Source organism: Ideonella alba, assembly GCF_018069875.1.
Taxonomy (GTDB): Bacteria; Pseudomonadota; Gammaproteobacteria; order Burkholderiales; family Burkholderiaceae_C; genus Ideonella; species Ideonella alba.
In genome coordinates this window covers 1-1,437 of record NZ_JAGQDF010000032.1, presented here as the reverse complement: position 1 = coordinate 1,437, position 1,437 = coordinate 1, and the positions used below count along the sequence as shown (strand labels likewise).

Sequence of the window (1,437 nt, the reverse complement as noted above, 5' to 3'; positions counted from 1 at the left end):
ATCGTGGCACTCAGTTGCCGTCTGCCGCTTCGCGGCTGGTCCGGGACGGGGAAGTCCCTTTCATTCGTTAGGCGGCGCAATGCAGCGTCGCTTGCCAACGAAAGACATTCACGATGCTCGCGTTTCGCGTACAGCTTAACAACCAACCGGCGGTCACCGGCGGCGCAGAGGATCTCGGAGTCTTAACCACGACGATCACAGCAGTTGGGCAGCTTGGGCCAAAGGCTCTCAGACGACGTAGTGACGAAGAGATAGAAGTTCACGTCCGCCTGGGTGGCCTTACATCGCGTGGGCCGGGGATAGAAGATGAACATCTGGTTTGGTTTGAAGAGCATGGCGTCCAACCAGGAGACAAGATCATTGTTGAGGTGATCGAAACCGAAACACCTGATCCGGTGGAAAGCGGCAGCACAGCGCAAGAAAGAGTCGACGACGAGCGCGCCTACTTTGAGCATTGCAAGAAGGCTTACTTCGAAATGCGCGAGAAGTATGAAGGCGCCGCCTAACCCCTCGCTGGAACCGACGCCCACCGTCATGGCACTTGGCCCGCTTCCCGGCTTAGGTCATCATCCGTCCAGCGGGCCAAGCGCCATGCCGGCGTGCGCGGCTCAGCTCGAACGTTAGCCGTCATCATGGACAGCACGAGTAACGCGCAAGTCGAGCGGTACTACTTTGAACAGTTCCGCAATGACTTTCCGCTACCTGCTGGCGAGATCATCTACACGGACAAGCCGGATGTGATCATTCGAGGCCCGACCAGGTTGGGAATCGAGATCACCAATCTCTACATCCGCCCAGGTGCTGATCCGACAAGCGAGCAGGTTCAAAGAAGAAGGCGGGAGCAAGCGCTCCATCTTGCGCAGAGCCTTTACCAAGCGCACGGCGGAAAGCGGTTCGAACTCTCCGTTGACTTCCACCCTGGCAAGCCAATACTCGACTACAAGCTACTCGCGCGTGCGATTTGCGAGCTCGCTCAGCGTCTGATCGCCGCTCCCACTGGTCAGGTAAGTCCTTCCAGGTTCGCTGACATTGACATGCTTCGCTTCGTCTACCTCAACGCGACCGAGTACGCCGATGCTCAGTGGCGAGTAGTGCAAAGCTTTACCGTGCCAAGCCTGTCAGTTGAGCGTCTTCGCGAGGTCGTCGTAGAGAAGTCGAAGAAGCTGGCTGCGTATCAACCGTGCGATCAATACTGGCTCCTCGCGGTCATCGACTTGATGGATGTAGCCCAGGATCAACACGTTGACTGGCCCGCCGGAGAGATCCTAGGCAACTCGCCGTTCGAGAGGGTGCTGCTCTACAAGCCGCAGTGCCGGCAGGTTCTTGAAGTTCCGCAATGACGGCTAACCCATCGCTGGAGCCGACGCCCACCGTCATGGCACTTGGCCCGCTTCCCGGCTTAGGTCATCATCCGTCCAGCGGGCCAAGCGCCATGCC

General features: G+C 58.5%; 2 protein-coding genes. Both read left to right on the top strand.

Going from position 1 to position 1,437, the window contains the following annotated elements; translation table 11 throughout:
- Nucleotides 1–113 precede the first annotated feature (113 nt).
- Entirely contained in the window at nt 114–506 is a 393-nt protein-coding gene (locus KAK07_RS25050) for a hypothetical protein (protein ID WP_210863700.1), read from the top strand.
- Between the two features lie 126 nt (nt 507–632).
- Nucleotides 633–1,340, top strand: coding sequence for a hypothetical protein (locus KAK07_RS25045; RefSeq protein WP_210863698.1), 708 nt, complete (start codon nt 633–635; stop codon nt 1,338–1,340).
- Nucleotides 1,341–1,437: the final 97 nt, after the last annotated feature.

What these genes read in the sequence shown, in the direction of transcription:
- KAK07_RS25050 (WP_210863700.1), top strand. Translation starts at nt 114, where the DNA reads ATGCTCGCGTTTCGCGTACAGCTTAACAACCAACCGGCGGTCACCGGC.
- KAK07_RS25045 (WP_210863698.1), top strand. Translation starts at nt 633, where the DNA reads ATGGACAGCACGAGTAACGCGCAAGTCGAGCGGTACTACTTTGAACAG.